General features: G+C 41.2%; 26 protein-coding genes and 1 pseudogene. 12 read left to right on the plus strand and 15 right to left on the minus strand.

The genetic code is table 11. The features are described 5' to 3' along the window. Window positions 1–128: 128 nt before the first annotated feature. Window positions 129–327, plus strand: a pseudogene (locus FTU16_RS16655) (hypothetical protein); the annotation flags it as partial. Window positions 328–853: 526 nt separating this feature from the next. Here FTU16_RS16655 and FTU16_RS15805 read toward each other — a convergent pair. The 15 genes from FTU16_RS15805 to FTU16_RS15875 form a co-directional block, all read right to left on the minus strand. Then, on the minus strand, window positions 854–1,642 hold the full coding sequence (locus FTU16_RS15805) for an rRNA large subunit pseudouridine synthase E (protein ID WP_180163661.1): 789 nt from the start codon (window positions 1,640–1,642) through the stop codon (window positions 854–856). Between the two features lie 124 nt (window positions 1,643–1,766). Further along, window positions 1,767–1,952: an AlpA family transcriptional regulator gene (locus FTU16_RS15810; RefSeq protein WP_180122618.1), complete on the minus strand. Its 186-nt coding sequence runs from the start codon at window positions 1,950–1,952 to the stop codon at window positions 1,767–1,769. Continuing rightward, window positions 1,952–2,266 (minus strand): hypothetical protein, encoded by a 315-nt coding sequence (locus tag FTU16_RS15815; protein ID WP_180163662.1) that lies wholly within the window; start codon window positions 2,264–2,266, stop codon window positions 1,952–1,954. Before FTU16_RS15815 ends, FTU16_RS15810 begins: the two co-directional genes overlap by 1 nt. After that, complete coding sequence (locus tag FTU16_RS15820) at window positions 2,259–2,447, minus strand: hypothetical protein (RefSeq protein WP_180162924.1); 189 nt, start codon at window positions 2,445–2,447, stop codon at window positions 2,259–2,261. Before FTU16_RS15820 ends, FTU16_RS15815 begins: the two co-directional genes overlap by 8 nt. After that, window positions 2,440–2,886 (minus strand): hypothetical protein, encoded by a 447-nt coding sequence (locus FTU16_RS15825; protein ID WP_180163663.1) that lies wholly within the window; start codon window positions 2,884–2,886, stop codon window positions 2,440–2,442. The genes FTU16_RS15820 and FTU16_RS15825 overlap by 8 nt, the downstream gene beginning before the upstream one ends. Beyond that, on the minus strand, window positions 2,886–3,467 hold the full coding sequence (locus FTU16_RS15830) for an HNH endonuclease signature motif containing protein (protein WP_180163664.1): 582 nt from the start codon (window positions 3,465–3,467) through the stop codon (window positions 2,886–2,888). Before FTU16_RS15830 ends, FTU16_RS15825 begins: the two co-directional genes overlap by 1 nt. Beyond that, window positions 3,468–3,713, minus strand: a complete 246-nt coding sequence (locus FTU16_RS15835) for a hypothetical protein (RefSeq protein WP_180163665.1) — start codon at window positions 3,711–3,713, stop codon at window positions 3,468–3,470. Next, the gene (locus FTU16_RS15840; RefSeq protein WP_257227159.1) at window positions 3,713–3,997 is read right to left on the minus strand and encodes a hypothetical protein; all 285 of its coding nucleotides are present in this window, start codon (window positions 3,995–3,997) and stop codon (window positions 3,713–3,715) included. The genes FTU16_RS15835 and FTU16_RS15840 overlap by 1 nt, the downstream gene beginning before the upstream one ends. Then, window positions 3,994–4,614 carry a lambda exonuclease family protein gene (locus FTU16_RS15845; protein ID WP_180163666.1) on the minus strand — a complete coding sequence of 207 codons (621 nt, stop codon included), beginning with the start codon at window positions 4,612–4,614 and terminating at the stop codon, window positions 3,994–3,996. Before FTU16_RS15845 ends, FTU16_RS15840 begins: the two co-directional genes overlap by 4 nt. After that, window positions 4,595–5,434: a RecT family recombinase gene (locus FTU16_RS15850; RefSeq protein WP_218955668.1), complete on the minus strand. Its 840-nt coding sequence runs from the start codon at window positions 5,432–5,434 to the stop codon at window positions 4,595–4,597. The genes FTU16_RS15845 and FTU16_RS15850 overlap by 20 nt, the downstream gene beginning before the upstream one ends. 11 nt (window positions 5,435–5,445) lie before the next feature. Then, on the minus strand, window positions 5,446–6,507 hold the full coding sequence (locus FTU16_RS15855; RefSeq protein ID WP_180163667.1) for a hypothetical protein: 1,062 nt from the start codon (window positions 6,505–6,507) through the stop codon (window positions 5,446–5,448). Continuing rightward, window positions 6,504–6,938 carry a hypothetical protein gene (locus FTU16_RS15860; RefSeq protein WP_180163668.1) on the minus strand — a complete coding sequence of 145 codons (435 nt, stop codon included), beginning with the start codon at window positions 6,936–6,938 and terminating at the stop codon, window positions 6,504–6,506. Before FTU16_RS15860 ends, FTU16_RS15855 begins: the two co-directional genes overlap by 4 nt. After that, window positions 6,935–7,450, minus strand: coding sequence for a hypothetical protein (locus FTU16_RS15865; protein WP_180163669.1), 516 nt, complete (start codon window positions 7,448–7,450; stop codon window positions 6,935–6,937). Before FTU16_RS15865 ends, FTU16_RS15860 begins: the two co-directional genes overlap by 4 nt. After that, the gene (locus tag FTU16_RS15870; protein WP_180163670.1) at window positions 7,450–7,806 is read right to left on the minus strand and encodes a hypothetical protein; all 357 of its coding nucleotides are present in this window, start codon (window positions 7,804–7,806) and stop codon (window positions 7,450–7,452) included. The genes FTU16_RS15865 and FTU16_RS15870 overlap by 1 nt, the downstream gene beginning before the upstream one ends. A gap of 204 nt (window positions 7,807–8,010) precedes the next feature. After that, entirely contained in the window at window positions 8,011–8,679 is a 669-nt protein-coding gene (locus FTU16_RS15875; RefSeq protein ID WP_180163671.1) for a LexA family transcriptional regulator, read from the minus strand. 102 nt (window positions 8,680–8,781) lie between these two features. Between FTU16_RS15875 and FTU16_RS15880 the strand changes: the two genes are divergently transcribed. The 11 genes from FTU16_RS15880 to FTU16_RS15930 are packed head-to-tail and all read left to right on the plus strand — an operon-like array spanning window position 8,782 to window position 14,072. Next, window positions 8,782–8,970: a hypothetical protein gene (locus tag FTU16_RS15880; RefSeq protein ID WP_168377597.1), complete on the plus strand. Its 189-nt coding sequence runs from the start codon at window positions 8,782–8,784 to the stop codon at window positions 8,968–8,970. 15 nt (window positions 8,971–8,985) lie between these two features. Then, a complete protein-coding gene (locus FTU16_RS15885) occupies window positions 8,986–9,285 on the plus strand; it encodes a hypothetical protein (RefSeq protein ID WP_180163672.1) in 300 nt (99 codons plus the stop codon). A 14-nt stretch (window positions 9,286–9,299) separates the two neighbouring features. Then, the gene (locus FTU16_RS15890; protein ID WP_180163673.1) at window positions 9,300–10,010 is read left to right on the plus strand and encodes a phage antirepressor KilAC domain-containing protein; all 711 of its coding nucleotides are present in this window, start codon (window positions 9,300–9,302) and stop codon (window positions 10,008–10,010) included. Continuing rightward, entirely contained in the window at window positions 10,007–11,041 is a 1,035-nt protein-coding gene (locus tag FTU16_RS15895; RefSeq protein WP_257227160.1) for a hypothetical protein, read from the plus strand. Before FTU16_RS15890 ends, FTU16_RS15895 begins: the two co-directional genes overlap by 4 nt. After that, entirely contained in the window at window positions 11,038–11,883 is an 846-nt protein-coding gene (locus tag FTU16_RS15900; RefSeq protein WP_180163674.1) for a hypothetical protein, read from the plus strand. Before FTU16_RS15895 ends, FTU16_RS15900 begins: the two co-directional genes overlap by 4 nt. Then, the gene (locus tag FTU16_RS15905) at window positions 11,880–12,170 is read left to right on the plus strand and encodes a hypothetical protein (protein WP_306670352.1); all 291 of its coding nucleotides are present in this window, start codon (window positions 11,880–11,882) and stop codon (window positions 12,168–12,170) included. Before FTU16_RS15900 ends, FTU16_RS15905 begins: the two co-directional genes overlap by 4 nt. Beyond that, window positions 12,167–12,652, plus strand: coding sequence for a hypothetical protein (locus FTU16_RS16595; protein ID WP_257227161.1), 486 nt, complete (start codon window positions 12,167–12,169; stop codon window positions 12,650–12,652). Before FTU16_RS15905 ends, FTU16_RS16595 begins: the two co-directional genes overlap by 4 nt. Then, window positions 12,649–12,924, plus strand: a complete 276-nt coding sequence (locus FTU16_RS15915) for a hypothetical protein (protein WP_180163675.1) — start codon at window positions 12,649–12,651, stop codon at window positions 12,922–12,924. Before FTU16_RS16595 ends, FTU16_RS15915 begins: the two co-directional genes overlap by 4 nt. Further along, window positions 12,921–13,256, plus strand: a complete 336-nt coding sequence (locus FTU16_RS15920; protein WP_180163676.1) for a dATP/dGTP diphosphohydrolase domain-containing protein — start codon at window positions 12,921–12,923, stop codon at window positions 13,254–13,256. The genes FTU16_RS15915 and FTU16_RS15920 overlap by 4 nt, the downstream gene beginning before the upstream one ends. Further along, complete coding sequence (locus tag FTU16_RS15925) at window positions 13,249–13,530, plus strand: hypothetical protein (RefSeq protein ID WP_180163677.1); 282 nt, start codon at window positions 13,249–13,251, stop codon at window positions 13,528–13,530. Before FTU16_RS15920 ends, FTU16_RS15925 begins: the two co-directional genes overlap by 8 nt. Before the next feature lie 2 nt (window positions 13,531–13,532). Continuing rightward, window positions 13,533–14,072: a hypothetical protein gene (locus FTU16_RS15930; protein WP_180163678.1), complete on the plus strand. Its 540-nt coding sequence runs from the start codon at window positions 13,533–13,535 to the stop codon at window positions 14,070–14,072. Window positions 14,073–14,424 lie beyond the last annotated feature (352 nt).

Genomic DNA, 14,424 nt, shown 5'->3' on the forward strand with positions numbered 1-14,424 from the left:
CAATGGCTTTTATGGCTTCAGCTTTAAATTCTGCGGTGTAAGTCTTCTGTTTCTTGCTCATGGTAAACTCCTAATGAGTATGTATAGTTTACCAAGTTAAACCCTCCTGTTTTTTAAGCACACATCAAGGAGATGCTCTTGCAGGCATTTTTGCGCCAATTGCATTCTTTTGGCTGATTATGGGGTATATACAACAAGGTAAACAGTTGGATCAAAATACCAAAGCTTTGGAACAGCAAGAAAGAGCGCTTCAATTGCAAATTGATGAGATGAAGGAGAGCGTTAAACAGCAAGGGTATCTTGCTCAGCTACAGTCAGAACAATTGAGAATGAATCATAATTCATGCCAACCTTACTTAGAATTATGCACTCCAAAATTAGAAATTGTTGATATTAGAGATCTATTAACTAATAAGCCTGAAAAGTTATGCTCATTAATTTTTAGTGTTTATTCGAGAATTAATGAATCAAGAATTGTTTTATTAATGACTTTGGATGACACAATTTATCAGCGTGAAATGAAAATATTAGTTGATGAGTCTATTGAATTTAAATTAAGGCTAGATTGTTTGAATGACACTTATACTAATGATTTTTTATCAGCAAAAATCAATGATTTGGATTTTAAATTTAAGATGAGATTTCAGAATATTTACGGATTAGAAACTGAAAATATTTATTCATATAGAATATTAAGACATGAAACAGGTGAGGTTCAAGTATTAAAGCCATCACTGAGAGATTCGTTAGTAGCAAGTAAAGTTGTATAAATTATGCTTCAAAGATACATATTTATTGAAAAAAAAGCTCACTGGCGTAAGCTTTTTTTCAAACTGATTTTTAAGAAATAATATCAACGCCCATTACGACCGCGGCCACGTGGAGCTTTGGTATTCGGACGAGTTGTACCATTGGTACGGCGTTTAGGTTTTTCGCTCTCATCCATTTGCCAGATACGTTTTGTACCAGACTTTTTCACTGAGCCATCTTTATTCTTACGAACCATTGGCTTACCACCTATACCGCCTGGTTTTTTCACATAAGAGCGTGAACGGTAAGGTTCTTCAGCAGGTACATTTTGAAAGTCAGGGTAAAGTAAAGGTTCAATTTCTTTGGTTTCACCTGGCTCTAAAGCCAATTGAACTAAATCAATTGCACCAATACGTGTACGAATTAAACGTAAAGTTGGGAAACCCACTGCTGAAGTCATACGACGAACTTGGCGGTTACGGCCTTCACAAATTTGGATTTCAACCCAAGAGGTTGGAATGTTTGCACGGAAACGTACAGGAGGATCACGTTCCCATAACCATTCTGGTTGTTGTACTTTGAGGGCTTTGGCTGGCAAAGTCATACCATCTTTCAGCTCAACGCCTTTACGTAATTGCTCAAGTGCTTCTTCTGTGATGTCACCATCGACTTGCACTAAGTAGGTTTTGAACTTTTTATTTTCAGGGTTGGTAATGTACTGATTTAAACCACCATGATCAGTTAAAAATACCAAACCTTCAGAGTCCATATCTAAACGACCTGCAATACGTAGACTAGGATCGTCCACGAAGTCAGATATGGTCATATGCGCTTCGTCTTTACGGAATTGGGAGAGCACGTCATATGGCTTGTTTAAGATGACAATTTTCATACTAAATATCTAAAATATAAAGAGTAAATAAAATAGGGTTTGAAAGTTACCCGTTTAATTACCCGTTTTAAGAGAGTTAGGCCCAATAATAAAAACAAAGCCCACGAATATGTGGGCTATTGTATCAGGTTTGCGGCTTATATTCTTCGACCTTATTTTTTACATAAGATGCATACCAGAAAACATCTCTATCAGTAACACGGATTGGTTGTTGAATGTCTCCTGAATTTATAAGCGAGTAAAACTTTTCTCGACCAATCGACATAAGGTCCATAAATTCCTTTGCTCTGACTCGACGATCAATTTCCATCAAGACACCTCCTTCAAACTTTCCATCACATTTCTAGGCAACCCACTCAAATAACAACTAAACAAGTGGTAAAGCTCATCCGCGTTCATTTCATTTACTTCGATCATTCCGCCTGTGCCATTTACTACACGCTGACGTGACCAACCACGCATATTGAAAGTAAACTCATTGTCGTAATCGACTGCATTCACAATCGCATTAAACAGTCCAATTTCTTGTGCATCCCAATTTTCAAAGTAGGGCTTGTCTTTGGCCACAAGGTTGTCGATCTGGAGTTGGGCGAACTGCACATTGGTTAATTGAATTTCAGTCATTGGCTGGCTCCTGAACAATCTCTTCAACAAGACAGAAGAAAGGCGCATTTGTGTCAACTTGATTGCAGCAAATCATACTGCCTTTGAATTCACGTATCACACCAGTAACAACAACTTCATCCTGAAAAGCAGGGGTAAATTTAGCAGTGATGGTATCGCCAATTTTGTAGGTACTAGTCATTGGCTGGCTCCTGTGCTTTTAAATCAACTAAACCAACACCTCGATCTGCTAATTGAAAATCAACAGTGTATTCAACAAGCGAATCAATATAAGGTGCATGCCAAATTTCAAACCAGTCACAGCCATCCTTGTATTCTTTTGCTTCTTCTAGCGTCGCACACCAAAAAAAGTTTTTATGTTTCGTGCCATAGCCTGCTTGATACCAGAACTTCATACAGTTACCTGGTTGACTGCGTAAGTCGCGGATGTAATAACCACCTTGACGTTGTGCCACTTCCGGCACCGTGTTCGCTTTGGCTCTTTCTATCCAACAATCCCACATCCAGATAACTTCATCATACAAATACTGATCACCATTAGTTTTGAAAGCTTCTTTAGAATCAGTAAAAAATTTACTGGCATGTTTTTCAAACGCTTCTCTTTCTTTATGAATATCCATCACGCCACCTTTCCAATATTCTGACTTTGCACATAAAGTTTTGCTAAAAGCGCAACGGTTTCCTTTGTTTCAGGTCGCTGCAATTCTTTAAATTCACGGTTCATTGCAAGCAATTCCGCACGGCTCACCAACATTAAGTTATCCAAGCGACAATCGGTTTTAATGCCGTTTTTAAAGATCAGCGCATGACCTTTAGGAATCGGACCATTGGCTTTCTCCCATAGGTACTTATGCTTGAGCTTCATTTGACGCTCACCCTCAAACTTGCGCTCGATGTAGCCATCTTTAGTGATGTACTCATAACCAACTGGTGCTGAAGTGTGAGGAATATTGCCTTTTTTCCACAATGTTTCTGGACTTGGTTTATAGCCTTTCATGCCTTTATTCCAAGTAACATGGCCCTTTTCCAAGCGACCAGTACGGCCAGTTTTAGCACCAATCCTGAGGCAGTGAGCCTTAATCTGATCCACATTGACACTCACACCAAACTCAGCATTAAAAAGCTCGGTTAATTCCTTGCGAGGCATAGTTGTGTGCTTAATCAAAAAAGCATCCATTTCAGGTGTGTATTTAACTTTCATTTAAACCTCGACATCCATATCGCCAAGCGCAATGCGTGGTGCTTGCTGATCCTGATTTAAGCCTTTGTGTTGAGCGACCAACCTAACCGCATCCAACTGAGTGGCGTGTGCCTTGATAATCTCAGCACTAATGCCTTGAATTGTTTGAGCACGTTTGACCTCAGTTTCAAGCTCATCTTTGTCAGCCTTAGCTAAACGACCCAACTGATCAAACAGATGCTTGTTTAAATCTTTTAATGTGCTCATCACGCCACCTTCATTATTTGATTAGCCACGACACGCGCTAAATTTTCATTCGCCTCATCTGATATAGCAGGGCTGCGCAAGTGCATTTCATATTCATCAAATAACACTTGGCATGCCGCATTGCCCGTTAAATCATTCTTTACAAATACATAGCTCAAAGCCTTACGTGTGCCTTTTCCACTAAAAGTGCAACTACCATCTGCAAGGACTTTCTTCACATAACCGAGCTTCTCTAACCAAATTTTGAAGCCGTCGGCATGTTTATTTTTGATGCGGAAGATCATGCTGCCACCTCATACTCTGCATTCAACTCAGTCATTGCTTTATCGACGACAATGTTGAAATTAATGACTGCTTGCTCAACTCCTGCGATGTCTAAATCTTTTGCAAATACCCGAATAATCACAATTTGCAGATGCTCAGGCAGGCGAGGGTCAAAGCTAATAAAGTCACACCATTTGCGACGAGTACACGCCAATTGCCAAGTAATCTGTGGAATGTATTCAGCAGGCACTTCTTTGGTGAGTAGTGTGTTCAAATGAGTTGTTGTAGCAGGGCACTTAACCTCAATTTGACCATCTAAATTGATTAATCCATCAGGCGATGCACCGCTTAATTTAATGACTGGATGATCAATTAACGCTGTGCCTTTAACAAAATTACCCGTCTCATTTTCATAAGCGGCAATCGCATTTTCTTCCTGATCAATACCCCATTGCATTGCTTTTGATGTTGGAGTTTCCTCCTGAACGCCAGTAATGCGCTCAGAAAGAATTGTTAATGTTAGGGCGTTGTATTTCTTGCCTTTAACTGGTTTTGCACCGATATCTTTAATGCGGCTTGCAGTCACTTTGCCGCAGCGATCTGCAAACCAACCTTCACTACGCTGGAGAATGGTCATAAGTTTCTCCTTGGCGTGCTAAAGCTTGATCAGCTAGTTCAGCGATTTGCTTTAAGCTTGCTGAGTGAGTGGTCCAAAAGATGCGCTTATATTCACCTTTTAACAAACCCATATATGCAGACTGTAATCTTTCTGAACCATACTGAGCCTCATTTTGAAAATGCGGCAAGTGGTCTGCTTCAAATTTCAAATATTCAGCATTGTTTTCAGCAGGACTTACATCCATCATTGGCGCGCAATCTTGCAATTCATCCTCTGAATAAACACCCAAAATCACATCAGGGAAGTGAAGGCGTGCCAACTTTTTAGTTGCTAAATATGCAATTTGTTGCTTTGGGTCATTCACCCATAAAGGTGAGTTGCGAACACTCCCAACCTGAGCAAATGACACATCAAGTACACGTGGATTTGAGTCACCCTTAATAGTTACCCATGTGCGGACGCCGATGTCATGAGCCTTGCAAGTCTTACCATCTACCTTCGACCAGTCGCCATACCATTCGTAATCAGGACGACCAACAATAGGTCCCTTAGAGATAATGACCGCATTAATTAACTGAGCTTCATAACCGAGATTTCCGTTCACAATATGGGTTTTTTGAGCCACTGCAAAAGGATTCATATCCCACTGCATAGCTTGCATGGTTACCGCTAGACAATCACCAGGTTGTCCCTGTAAATGTTTTGGCACAGTGATAGTTGCTTTACTCATAAAGTCCGCAAAAGACACCATGTTTTGCATCGCCACTGGATCAAGCACAAGGTTTGAAGTTTGTGAATTTACTGGCAATACTGGATTTGTTTGAGCTACTGCATTCATATTCTTATTCCTTAAAATTTGATCGATACGTGAGGAACTAAGCCTTTATTGATTGCGTTCAGAATGGCTTTACCTTGCTCAACACTCACACCAAGATCAGTCAAGCCTTTAAGCGCTTCGCCACAGATTTGCTTTCTGTGCTCAACATCAGCCAATCGAGCCTCTTCCGCTTTACGTGCAGCCTCAGCTTGGGCAAATTGTTCTGCTTCAATGCGTTTACGTTCAGCCTCAATCGCATTTTGACGGTCAATTTCAGCTTGTTTTTCACGCTCAATGGCTTGCTGTTTTAACTGCTCTTCGCGTAAAAGAGCGGCTTCTTTTTCCGCTTTTAATCGAGCTTCACGCTGTTCCGCTTCAAGCTTTTCACGCTGAACACGCTCAGCTTCAAAACGTGCTTTTTCTTCTGCTTCACGAGTAGCTTTTTCAGCAGCTTCGCGAGCAATACGCTCTTCATGTTCACACTGTAAACGAGCCTGTTCAGCTTGACGTAAACGCTCTAGTTCAGCCTGTTCAGCTTCGTATTTTTCACGGTCGGCTAACGCTTTGCGCAGGGCTTCAAGTGTTTCAAATTTGGTAAGCTTGGCTTGTTCTTCGTATTCCTCATACTGCGAACCAATCTCAAGGTTTTCTAAAAACTCAATATCGCCTTTTAACTTTAACGAAGTAGCATCAGCTGCAGGTGTGTGATCTTTAATAAATTGAACAGCTTCTTCATGCTTCACCACACGATCTTTTTCAGCTTGTTCCCATGCATCACGGGGAGCTAAAATTTCATTGCGAAGATCGTCAAATTTCTTAACTACAGCAATTCGATCATCATCAATTAACTTGATTTTAGCTTTTTGATCAGCAACCAATTCCTTGCCACACTTCTCAATAAATGTCTTGGATTTACTAATTTTTAGAGCGAGCGAGCCAATCTGATCTCGTCCTTTTTTAGTGGTCACATCAGGCACATGTGAACGCGCTTCTTGAGCAATGCGCTCGAATAATTCAGCAGTACCGCCTGGTTTGCGAAATGCAGATACAACAATGTTTTGATCCGCGATTTCTAATTCTAATTTCGCATTCATCCGTAAATCTCCTCTGCCATATCTTCCGCAACATAAGTAGCTTGCTGTTCGGATTCCTTTAAAAATTGATCTTCACACCAATCCACAATCAACACATTCAACGCACGCAACTGCTCAGGAAGTAAGATAAATTCATTGCCTTCTTTGGTTGCTACGGCATCAGTTTTCATTACAGTTACCAGTGTGTTTTCAATTGCTTTAAAAGCAGGGATATCAATTTCATGACAGTTCTGTGGATCTGAATCACCAACTGCAAAACCTTGTGTGCATTCAAGTAATGGCATACTGCATTTGATTGACGCATCAGTGATAAAATCGAAGCGATACTGGAGCGTGAATTCAACCTTGTCGTCGTGAATAACAATGTCCTCTGCCACTTCAAAATCAGGGAAGACAGGGGCAAGGATTAAAGTATTAGTTTTGATGTTCATGCTGGCACCTCGGCTTTATTTTTATAAAAACCAAATTGGCTATTTAGGGTGTAAAGCTCGCGCTCCAATTCAAGGCGTCGATTGTTTGCAATCTTGCGTTCTTGATCTTCCTTCCAGTCGCTATTAGCAAAAACAGCATCACCTAGAGCCTTAATTTTTGCTTTTCCTGAGCTGCTTACATCATTCGCATACATCAGCGCATCAAGAGTTTGGAAAGGGCATCCATGGTCATAATCCTCATCTGAAATAACATGAATATCTCCAATAGGAGTGTTTGTAAATGAGTATCGATACTGAGGCTCTGCTAAAGCACCGCTTAAGTACATCGCAAATCGACCTTGTGACACCCGAACAGAAAACACTTTTTCTTTTTTCACATGGCTATAAATATGGTTTGATCCACACTCACGACACTTACCCGAATAGCCAATTAGGCTTTTACTTGCCTGGTAGTTGCAATCACTACACCATTCAGTGATTGGAGCGGTGATAGTCAAAGTTAAATCTTCCATCACTTCACACCCCCAACAATCGCAGCGTTAATTTTTTGAATATCTACCTGATCGATGTATGCATTTACTTCGATACCGTCTTTGGAAACGCTCATTGGTTCCATATAGCGAATTGACTCACCATCAAGCCCATATTCAACAAATACTTCGTAATCACCGATAGTGATTAGCACAGGGCATTGTTCAGCACAAAATTTAAGTTTTTGCTTAAGCTTTACTTCACCTGTAACGACAACTTGATTGTCGTCAATCGGTGCGGTTGTGGAGGCAGGTGATATTGAAAATGCACCGACAATGAATGCTGCAAGTGCAATAGCACCACCAGCAAACTTGATTTGTTTCTTGTTACTATCCATAATAGTCCCCGTAGTTCATGCCCCGCATCCGCCAAGATTGTTCGGGGCTTTTTTGTGTTTACGGGGCTTATGTTCGGTTAATCGAACAATAAAGTCAATACTTTTGTTCGGAAAATATAAAAAATAATTCGGTTATACGAACTTTTGGCTTTTGGTAGACAAAATAAAACCCGCCATTAAAGCGGGCTGTAAAGTAATTTTATTTTAATTTGATAGGTTGAATTTTTTGGCTGGTCTGAATGACCCAACATATTTACCAACAAGGGTGCAGTTATCTTTTAATGGAATTATTTGCTCACTCCAGTTTGGGTTTAGTGGCTTTAAATAATATCCATTAGATTCAACAATTAATGCTTTAAATGTAGCTTCACCATCACAGCTAACCACAACCATTTCGCCTGTTTGAATATCACTTAAACACCAATCAGGGTCGATGCAAATTTTCTCACCTTCCTCAAAGTACGGGGCATTACTCAAGCCGCGAACACTTAAATAAAAACTTCGTTTCCCTGCGCCTGGCACCAGAGGGAGTTTCTCACACTCTTCTAAATTACTAATTGATTCCATATCAGTCCAACTACCTGCCTGCACCCAAGATATTACTGGCGCATAACCCACTGTTGCAATTGGACTTATATCAATATTTGAGTCAATGCGACTATTTGTGTCGCTATCTTTACCCGATAGCAACCAAGTTGTAGATGTTCTTAAAACAACCGCAAGAGATTCTAAATATTTTGCACTTGGAGCGTTCGCACCATTAAACCATCCTGACACCGTGCCACGCCCAGCACCTGTAGCGCGAACAATATCAGCTTGGCTCACATTTAACTCCGAGCTTCTTCTGTTTAGGCGATCCGTAAAATTTTCCATATCAATCCCTCATATTGTGTTCGGAATTATGAACAATTTTATTGACAGTTACTCGAACAAGTGGTTCAATAAGTCGAACTCATTTCGTTCGGGTAATTGAATATGCAAGTTAAAGACTTGCGAGAATTTTACGGGGTTAAAAACAACTCCCAACTCGCAAAAGAAATTAATCGTGGTCGGTCAACAATTCACGGTTGGGAAATTGATGGCATTCCACCAAAAACCCAAGCAGTCCTTGAGCTTTTAACAAAAGGCAAAGTAAAGGCTGATCGCAAACAACTATGCGCATAAGGACGAGCATTACACATGGGAGTCGATGATTTGAAAGAAGCAATCGAAAAAGGGTATTTGGGCGGGAAATACACCGTTCCGAAAACCATTAAATTTACACATGAAATGCTTGATGCAATCGCTGTTGCCAGTGAAACCAATGAGCAAGATTTTTGTAACTGGGTGCGTGAGGTCATAGCGAAAGCTCTACTTGCTGAAGATGCTAAGTACGAGCGTATGGCAAGAGCGCGTAATCGGTCAAAGTGTACTTTGGGCACTTTGGTACACCAAAAAGAAAGCCCATCTGCTGGAACAGATGAGCCTGATGTTCGATAAGGAGTCTAGTCAATATGAACATGCCAATTTTACCACAGTTCGGAAGTTCTGAACAAAAAATGTTGAGCAAAGACCTACTTGATTTGATTAATCAGGTTCGCGCTCAATTTGGTGAACCACAAGTTCGGTTAAATAAGTTCAATGAAAAAATTGAAGATGAACTTGATGGAGAGAACTACACTAAAAGTGTAGTTCAAAATTTCAACAATACTGAGTCAGTTGTTTTTGAATTAACAATCGATCAATGCATTTTGATCGGTATGCGCGAATCGAAAGGTGTTCGCAAGAATGTATTGGCAATTTTAAAAGAAAAGCAAAAGCCTTTCGACATCACAAACCCAGCACATCTACTCCAAGCAATTGAAGTTCAAGCCAAGCTTAATATTGAGCTTACTCAAAAAGTAGCAATCCTCGAACCAAAAGCAAAAGGCCTAGATCGCATTGCTGACTGCACCAATGTTTTAGGGATTCGTGAGGCCGCTAAAGTTCTCAAGGTTGGTCAAAACCAATTAACGCAATACCTACTGGACCACAAAGTCGTATATCGCGACAACTTTTCAAAAATTCAAGCTTATCAAAAATCTATAGATCAGAAGCTTGTGCATGTTGTGACTTCCGCGCCTCGCTTAACTGAATCGGGTGAAAAGGTATTCACACAGGTAAAACTCACTCAAAAATTAATTACTCGCATTGCGAAGTGGTTGGAGAAGGGAGTAGCCGCATGAGTGCAGTCAAAAAACACGAGGACAACATTGTCCAATTCAACAAAGGTAAAAAAATGGCTGACAAGTTTGAAAAAGGCTATGTCATGTCTAGTCGATTATATCGCCAAGAGGTTCGTCCATTTTTAAGTGATGCAGCGAAAAATGTCTATGCAGAACTTGAGGATCGCATTAATGGCTTTAAGGACAAGGTGACTGACCATGTTAGCTACTCTCAATTGCAAGGCGGGAAGCTCGAAGGCTCTAAAAAAATAAGTGCCATGACCGTCCGCAAAGGCCTTAAAGAGTTGCTTAATTTGGGCGTTATTACACTGGTTAGCGAGAACAGTCGAAAGGGTAATGAGTACCAGATCAATGAGGTCTCACTAGCTGACCACTTCAAAAACTGTAGTACCACTACAAAAACTGTAGCACTACAAAATTTGGAGTGCACCACTACAAAAACTGTAGCGCTAGGTACTACAAAAACTGTAGACACAATAGAATTAATTTATAGAACTCTATCTATAGAATTATTAATTAAGTCGCTTCGCTCAAAAAAACCATTGGAAGCCAATTTTTACGGTTACCCAATCTTTGTAAAACAACAAAAAGCAAAAGCCGAAGCTGAGCGCAAAGACAAGGCTCGTAAATTATCTTATGACGAAGTTATTAAATTAACTGCATCAACCTTTGCGCAACTCTGTGATTTCTCTCTTTGGGAACAATACGTTTCTAGTCGCTCAATGACAGCAAAAACCAAGCTGACCAAAAATGCCTTAAATGCGATTTACAAAGATTTCCAGAAATGGGGATTTGATGGCAGCAACGAGTCTTTGAAAACTTCAATCACTGGAAACTACCAAGGCTTATTTGAGCCAAAGCAAACTAAGCAGACTGCAGCAACCGTCTACCAGTCGTCTGCAGCAAAAAACAGTAAGACCATGAATGACCATGATGCATTTTTCGCAAAGTATGGCATCGGATCTGAACAGCAGGAAATCATTGATGTGAATCCTGTGTTTGCTGCAGTTACTTGGGAGGGCGAGCAATGAGCATTTTTACAACTGAACACGCGGCTCGCCTGATGAACAAGATGAAGGCGTTTTATGGCAAGAAGTACGCTGAACAGTGGGGTGATATTCCTGCTGCAGATATTGCGGATGCAATGGTTGAATGTCTGCAAGGGTTGAGCCAAGAGGATTTTAAGCGCGGTTATATGCGGATGCAGCGCTCAACTTTCTGCCCAACCATCCCTGAATTCCGTTCTTGGTGCGAACCAAAGACCGATGACTGGCTCGGCTCACACGAAGCATGGGCGATTGCTGAAAAGTCGATTGGTTTTGATGGTCAAGAGCTGACAGTGATCTGGACTGAACAAATGGCTCAAGCATTCAGTCGTTGTGAAGACTTGGTTAAGACTGGTGATAAATACCAACGCGCCGAAGCCAAGAAAATCTTTTGTGATGCGTATGACCGCCTTGTGATTCAAGCCAAAGATCAGGGCTTAAAGCCGATTTATGTAGCTTCGCTGGGTACAGACAAAGATCAGGCGATTGCTGCTATCAAGCAAGCTGAGGTTGATGGTTTCTTACCAGCACCTGAAGCAAAGGCTTTACTTGAACACAAGCAGACCAAAGCTGAGATCCAGAGTGAAGCATTGAAGTATAAGACTGTAGCTCAAGAAGCTTTAGCAAAAATCAAAGACTTAATTAAGCCAAATGTAAACAAGATGACAGAGGAAGTGAAAGAGCCTCAGCCTTGGGAGTCTTTTGAGATGCCACATATCGACCCTTTTGATGATTTTGAAAAATACAAGGCGACTTTGCAGGCTGAGCAAAAGCCATTGCCGAATGCGGTGCGTTTTATGGATAAGCAAGTAGGGGGTGGGGTGTGAAAGATCAATATGACAATAAAACCACGGATTGGGTGGATGTGAATAAACCTAAATATATCGAAACCGAATTAGGTCGAGAAAAACTCTGTATTCAGTGTGGTGAATATTGGCCTTTAGATGATGAATTTTGGTTCACATACTCAGGGAAGCTGAAGAAAGATGGAACTAAAAGCACTTGTTATGAAGCTGCATGCAAGAGCTGCTACTACATTCGATATAAGCCTCAACGCTTGCAAAGACCTAAAAAAGCAATTCGTTCATATTATGAGAAAGGGGGTGCAGCATGAACGAATTACTACAACAGCGTATCGAATCCGTGCAAGCAGGTCGAAATATAACCCATGCTCAACTTGAAGCTAAGCGCAGTCTACGTGAGCAACTTGATAGTGACCTTGAGGCTTTCTTAAAAAATGGTGGAGCTGTTGAGCAATTACCTCAAGGCTTTTCGGGTGAATGCAGCAAAGGGTGGAATGGCTCAAAACCAAAATCTCAAAAGACTATGCGTCAAGTGATGGCGAATTCTGTTGTGCAGACAGATAAAAAGCGTGCTCGTCAAAAAGAGGATCAGGCAGCGCTTGCAGAGATTAAAGTTCTTAGCGAATGGTGCAAGGCTCGCAAAGGCCGTGGTGGCGAGTTATGCAAGCACATAGGTGTGGCGCATGGCTTTATCTCACAGATTACAAATCAGGTTAGGCCATGCTCAAAAGAGCGTTATGAGCAAATTAAGTTAGCAATGAAAACGATTGAACAACGGGAGCAGGCAGCATGAACCTAACAATCGAACAAATGCGGGAAATTGTGGATGGGGCACCGGAATCTAACTTTCCAGTTAAATGGGGTTTAGGGTTCAAGGCCTACTTTCGGCAGGTTGGTTATTTCGTTGAGCAGTGGCATGAAGGTAAGTGGCAAACACTTTACTTTGATCCAACTTGGGTTGATTTAGAAACATTACGAGCAGCAATAGCAGACCACGAAAGAACCGACCATGTATCAGACATTCGCAATCATATTGTGCCGACGACGAGGGTGATTGAGGGATGAGTGAGCAGGGTCAAAAGTTTGACAAAAATAAGCCGCGTATGTCGCTGCTTCCAAAAGGCGCTCTAAACGCTGTAATTCGAGTTTTGGAGTTTGGAGCTAATAAGTATCAGGAAAACAACTGGAAGCATGTTCCTGACGCTAAGGTGCGATATTACGATGCAATGCAACGTCACATAGACGCATGGTGGCATGGTGAGCAGAAAGACCCTGAAACTGGAGAGCATCATTTAGCTCATGCGATTTGTTGCGGGATGTTTTTGTGGTGGTTTGATAATCAGCAATCTGGTGCACCTGAAGCGATTTTGGAAGCCATGCGAGGTGACAATGCGTAGAGCCGCAAAGGTTGATGCAAATCAAACTGAAATTGTAAAGGCGTTACGTCAGGTAGGGGCAAGTGTTCAATCACTTGCTGCAACTGGAAAGGGTGTGCCTGATTTACTGGTTGGTTTTAGGGGCAAGAATCTGCTTCTCGAAGTAAAAGACGGTGGCAAGGTTAAGTCAGCACGTAAGCTTACGCCTGATCAGGTCGAGTGGCATCAGGAATGGCGTGGTCATGTTGCGGTGGTCGAGTCCGCAGAGCAAGCAATTAAGGTTTTAGGGGAATAGGGATGAATGCAGTAACGGAAAAAATGACAAATCTTGAATGGCTTACTCAAATCGGGCTTAAAGCAATTGATTACACTGAGGAGCCAAAGGGTACTGGTGAAAAAGGACCGTCATGGGAAGATCGCTGTGCTGCAATTGCTTCAATCGAATGCCCAGCATGCAAAGCATACTGTGAATTATTGGTGTGGGGTGATTATCGGGATAATACAGAGGCGTTTAAAATTCTGTGCAGCTACATTGCCAAAATTCTACATTATGCAGCAGAGGAAAAGGTGCAGCGCCAAAAGTTCAACCTTGAGGCATTTTGTCTGAAATTGGCAAAAATGGCGGTATTTTATAACTTGCGACCACGACTTAAAGGTGAGCGTACAGCACAAGGTCAGCTTAATTTTTTTGGGATTACGGAGGTTAATGCTGATACTTACGGAAAGCGATACAAGTACCTAAGCTATATGGCTGAAAATATCCTTGAAGGATTCATGGAAGAAATTGATTTTTATGTAGATGAGTACAGAAAGGAATTGACACGTAGCCGTCGCTAAGCTATATTTTTTGTATAGTGGCAAAACTATACGCAAGCCACTTGAAAGCAAATGACAATCAGGAAAGACTGGTAGTTACCGTAAAGGCTCACAGAAATGTGGGCTTTTTGCGTTTTGGCGGTTCCTATTAATTTCTAGTGGTTTTTAAATTGATTACCGCCACCCTATTCAGGAGATTCACATGCTCCAATTTTTAAAATGCCTATTCAGCTTTCACGGTGCGACTGAGATTGACCACACGATTGATGGCGATGAGATAAAGGTTTGTCGGGATTGTTTGAAAGAAGTTGAATAGCAAAAACCCCATGAAGAAATGGGGTTTGGATAAGAATATATTGCCTATGTTTTATTA

Source organism: Acinetobacter sp. YH12069 (assembly GCF_013419675.1).
GTDB classification, from domain to species: domain Bacteria; phylum Pseudomonadota; class Gammaproteobacteria; order Pseudomonadales; family Moraxellaceae; genus Acinetobacter; species Acinetobacter amyesii.